1 pseudogene is annotated in these 1,662 nt (G+C 58.6%); it reads left to right on the plus strand.

The window, feature by feature from the left end:
- Positions 1–1,196: 1,196 nt before the first annotated feature.
- Positions 1,197–1,662 (plus strand): annotated as a pseudogene (locus tag RTU96_RS14505) (hypothetical protein); the annotation flags it as partial.

Here is a 1,662-nt window from a genome sequence, read left to right on the forward strand (position 1 = left end):
ACGCGCCCTGCGGGCCTGTGGGGCCCGGAATACCTTGTGCGCCTGTGGGACCCGCAATTCCCTGTGAACCATCTGGTCCGGTGCAGCCGGTGATGCCCTGCAAACCTTCCGGACCGATGCTTCCCGGAATCCCTTGGGGGCCCTGAGGGCCGGGGATCCCTTGCGGGCCTATCGGCCCTGGACAGCCGGGGCATCCCGGAAAGCCCTGTGGCCCCCGCGGCCCTTGCGGTCCTGTAGGACCCGGAGAGCAGCAAGAAGAGGAGCGAGGGCATTGAAAATTGCAACTATTATTTTTTCCCCTTTGATTGCATGAAGTAGAACTGCAATTGTTGGAATTAAAAAAATTTAAAGTTGGATTATTTTCCCTATAAATTTTCAAATCAGAACCACCTTCTTCAAACAGCCGCTATGTAGCAAAAAGGCTTTGGACAAGAGCTGATCAAGCATTTACATCAGTATATGCAAACGGCACAATACCGTGTAAAACATTTACTTCCGAACTCGTGGCTGCTTTTCCGTGGCGGTATTTTGCTGAACAGAACTAAGTAGCCCGTCATATAATACTTGCAGGATACCTATTTATTTTATCTGATTTGACGGTTCAGAAAGGATATCGAGATATGCAAAACTATTATGAAGACTATGCACAGAATTCAGCCGCTTGTCAAAGCGGCTGTGGCTGCAATAATTCTTCGCAGCAAAATAATTGCAGTTCTTCCCTACGGCCGGATTGTCCGTCGGCTTGCCCGCCCGGCCAGAGAGGCCCTAAGGGAGATTCGGGCTGCCCGGGCCCGAAGGGCGATGTGGGATATCCCGGCCCGCAGGGTTATGTCGGCCCACAGGGCACAGAGGGAGAAAGAGGGCCGAGAGGCACTCAGGGCCAAAAGGGCGATAAGGGCGATCCCGGCTGTCCGGGTCCCGCAGGGCCACGCGGGCCTCAGGGCCAGATGGGCTTACAGGGTCCACAAGGCGTGAGAGGTGATGCCGGTCCGCAAGGTGATCCCGGATGTCTGGGAGCAAGAGGACCTAGAGGGAATCCTGGCCCGGCTGGACCGCAGGGAGCACGCGGACCTATCGGCCCCAGAGGCGATACGGGCCCTATCGGCCCGCAAGGAGATGACGGCCCGGAAGGAGCACAAGGGCCTCAGGGCATCCAAGGCCCTACCGGCCCCGCAGGGGCGGAGGGCCCTGCCGGCGTGCAGGGTCCTCAGGGTGTGCAGGGACCAATGGGCTGTCAGGGGCCGGAAGGCTCTCAGGGTGTGCAGGGCGATATCGGTCCAACGGGTGCCACCGGCTCGACAGGTGCCACCGGCCCCACCGGTCCCACCGGAATCACAGGCGCTACCGGCCCGACTGGGGACATCGGTCCCACCGGTCCCACTGGGGAATTTGATTCCGGCGATATGCTGTTTAATGTCATCGGGACAACCGGTACAGCGGTGCTTGGATACGGCGAAGACTTAATTTTTGAGTCTACCACACTGGATATTACAGTTACACAGGGTTCTGCAATTGTAACCATTGAAAACCCTAACGTAACCGGGCCGACGGGACCTCAGGGCGATATCGGCCCCACTGGCGACGCAGGTCCCGCCGGACCCACTGGTGACGCAGGTCCCGCCGGACCCACTGGTGACGCAGGTCCCGCCGGACCCACTGGTG

Source organism: Oscillibacter sp. (genome assembly GCF_032018205.1).
Classification (GTDB): Bacteria; Bacillota; Clostridia; order Oscillospirales; family Oscillospiraceae; genus Oscillibacter.